A 2644-nucleotide genomic window follows, 5' to 3' on the forward strand; every position below is an offset into this window, starting at 1 on the left:
CCCTGCGGCCCTGTGGCGGCGGGGTCGCCGTCCGGACCGGTGCGGCTGCGGCGGCTATGGCGTCCCACGCGTCGATTCAGCTCCTGTCCGCTTCAGCGCTCGTCGTCTCGTGCAGCAGTTCGCGGAAGGCCCGCGCCACCGCGTCCGGATACTCCATCATCGCCACGTGCCCGGCCTCCGGCAGGGTCAGCAGCCGGGAGTCGCGGAAGGCCCGGGACGCCCGGCGGGCCATCCGGAAGGACACCAGCCGGTCCCGGCAGCCGTAGACGAGCAGCGTGGGGGCGAGCACCCGCTCTGCCTGCCGCCACAGCGAATGCTGACCGCCCAGGGTGTACGCGTCCACGACGCCGCGGGCCGATCGTGTCATGACATCCCAGAAGTAGGGGAGTCCGAGCCTCCGCTCGTACTCCTCGACGGCGGCCCGGAAGCCGTCCGGCTCGACCCGCGTGGGGTCTCCGTAGCAGAGAGCCAGCAGTTCACGGGTGCGCCGCTCGGCCGTCCAGTCCCTGGTCAGACGGCTGAACAGGCCGGCCGCTCCGGGGAGGGCCAGCAGTCCGGTCGGCAGCGCGGAGAGCTGGGGCCGAAGCTCCGGCAGCGCCGGCGAGACCAGGGTGAGCGTACGCACGAGGTCCGGCCGGGCGGCGGCGACGCGCGTGACGACGGCCCCGCCGAGCGAATTGCCGAACAGGTGGACGGGGCCCCGCCCGCCTGCGTCGAGAAAACGGATCACCGCCCGGGCGTGTCCCGCCACGGAGTAGTCGCCGTCGTCCGGCGGCGGGGAGAAGCCGAAGCCGGGCAGATCCACCGCCTCGCAGTCGACCCGTTCGGACAGCAGGGGCATGAGGGCCGACCAGTTCACCGAGGAGCCCCCGAGCCCGTGCACGAACAGGGCCGGTGCCAGCCCCTCCCGCACGGGCGCCACGGAGCGCACGGTGAGGGCCAGCCCGGACAGGGTGACGGTGCGCACACGCTCCCCCGCCCCGGCCGCCGCCGCGCCGTGCTCCTGCGTCACTTGGGGGGCCGCCCGCACCCCCGGCGGTTCGGTGGATGACATACCGCGATGTTACGAGACGATCACGCCCGGCCGGACGTGTTCGGCGTCACAGACCGCGTGGCGTGCGGGGATCCCCGCTCCTAGGCTCGGTGTAGAGGGCGCCCGCCCTGGAAAGGAGGGTCGCATGCCTGTGGACCCGACCGACCCGGACACGTTCGACGAGGAAGAGACCCCCGAGGAGGTGCAGGACGTGGAGGCGCCGGAGGCCGACGCCGCCGAGCAGCAGGCCGAGCTGCTGCCCCGGCACGACGACCCGCTGCCGGAGCACGCACCCGACACCGCGAACCCCGCCGACGCCGCCGAGCAGGCCCGTGTCGTGGAGGTCGAGGACGACGAGTACCGGTGAGCCCGAAACCCGCCGGACACACCCGTCACAGGAGTGACCTGCCCCTTTTGCCCTGAAGAGGCCGTTCACCCTGTGAAATTCTCGGCCGCCACCGCGCACAGCGGGGTTACCCGAAAGTACGATGGCGGGCGCGGTGTTCACCGCGACCGTAATGACTTTGGGAGGCGGCGTGACAGCCATCGAGCAGACCGAGGCACGCCCACGGGGCACGCGCCTGCCGCGCCGAGCCCGGCGCAACCAGCTCCTGGGCGCCGCCCAGGAGGTCTTCGTGGCTCAGGGCTACCACGCGGCCGCGATGGACGACATCGCGGAGCGCGCGGGCGTCAGCAAGCCGGTCCTGTACCAGCACTTCCCGGGCAAGCTGGACCTCTATCTGGCGCTGCTGGACCAGCACTGCGAGGCCCTGCTGCAGTCCGTCCGCAACGCCCTGGCGTCGACGACGGACAACAAGCTCCGGGTGGCGGCCACCATGGACGCCTACTTCGCCTATGTCGAGGACGAGGGCGGCGCCTTCCGGCTGGTGTTCGAGTCCGACCTGACCAACGAGCCCGCCGTCCGCGAACGGGTCGACAAGGTCAGCCTGGACTGCGCCAAGGCCGTCAGCGCGGTCATCTCCGAGGACACCGACCTGCCCGCCGACCAGTCCATGCTGCTGGCCGTGGGCCTGTGCGGCATGGCCCAGATCACCGCCCGGTACTGGCTGGGCTCCGGGCAGAAGCTGCCGCGCGACGCGGCGGCCAAGCTCGTGTCGTCGCTGTCCTGGCGCGGCATCGCCGGCTTCCCGCTGCACGGCGCACAGCAGCAGGGCTGAGCCGTGTTCGCTGCGGGCGTGCGGCGACGGCGCCGGAAGCGGGCCCGGAGCGGGCTAATCTTGCCTGCGTACGGCGCGGCAGGCCGCCGCGCACCCTCCCCTGGGCTTCGCCACGGGGGATCCCGAACCGTCGGAGGGACATAGCCGTGGAGGTCAAGATCGGCGTGCAGCACGCGCCTCGCGAGATCGTTCTCGAGAGCGAGCAGTCTGCCGAAGAGGTCGAGAGCGCGGTCGCCGCGGCGCTCGCCGGCAAGGCTCAGCTGCTGAGCCTGGTGGACGAGCACGGCCGCAAGGTGCTGGTCCCGGCCGACCGGCTGGCCTATGTGGAGATCGGCGAGCAGTCGGTCCGCAAGGTGGGCTTCGGCGCCCTGTAGCAGTGGGCGGCGCGCCGGCCGAGGACGGCGTCCGCCCCGATCGCCGTGAGCGGCGGCCC

The 2644-nt window shown here is 72.7% G+C and carries 4 protein-coding genes; 3 read left to right on the forward strand and 1 reads right to left on the reverse strand.

All coding sequences use genetic code 11. From position 1 onward, the window contains the following. Positions 1–76: 76 nt before the first annotated feature. Entirely contained in the window at positions 77–1054 is a 978-nt protein-coding gene (locus GCU69_RS07880; RefSeq protein WP_098749948.1) for an alpha/beta fold hydrolase, read from the reverse strand. 124 nt (positions 1055–1178) lie between these two features. On the opposite strand from GCU69_RS07880, the gene GCU69_RS07885 reads away from it, so the two are divergent. The 3 genes from GCU69_RS07885 to GCU69_RS07895 all read left to right on the forward strand — a co-directional run bounded on the left by GCU69_RS07885 (position 1179) and on the right by GCU69_RS07895 (position 2585). Beyond that, positions 1179–1400 (forward strand): hypothetical protein, encoded by a 222-nt coding sequence (locus tag GCU69_RS07885; protein ID WP_098749947.1) that lies wholly within the window; start codon positions 1179–1181, stop codon positions 1398–1400. A 169-nt stretch (positions 1401–1569) separates the two neighbouring features. Beyond that, positions 1570–2211 (forward strand): TetR/AcrR family transcriptional regulator, encoded by a 642-nt coding sequence (locus tag GCU69_RS07890; RefSeq protein WP_098749956.1) that lies wholly within the window; start codon positions 1570–1572, stop codon positions 2209–2211. A 146-nt stretch (positions 2212–2357) separates the two neighbouring features. Next, positions 2358–2585, forward strand: coding sequence for a DUF3107 domain-containing protein (locus tag GCU69_RS07895; RefSeq protein ID WP_180268663.1), 228 nt, complete (start codon positions 2358–2360; stop codon positions 2583–2585). Positions 2586–2644 lie beyond the last annotated feature (59 nt).

It is taken from the genome of Streptomyces lycii (genome assembly GCF_009735685.1).
Lineage (GTDB): Bacteria > Actinomycetota > Actinomycetes > Streptomycetales > Streptomycetaceae > Streptomyces > Streptomyces lycii.

What these genes read in the sequence shown, in the direction of transcription:
- GCU69_RS07880 (WP_098749948.1), bottom strand. Translation starts at nt 1,054, where the DNA reads ATGTCATCCACCGAACCGCCGGGGGTGCGGGCGGCCCCCCAAGTGACG.
- GCU69_RS07885 (WP_098749947.1), top strand. Translation starts at nt 1,179, where the DNA reads ATGCCTGTGGACCCGACCGACCCGGACACGTTCGACGAGGAAGAGACC.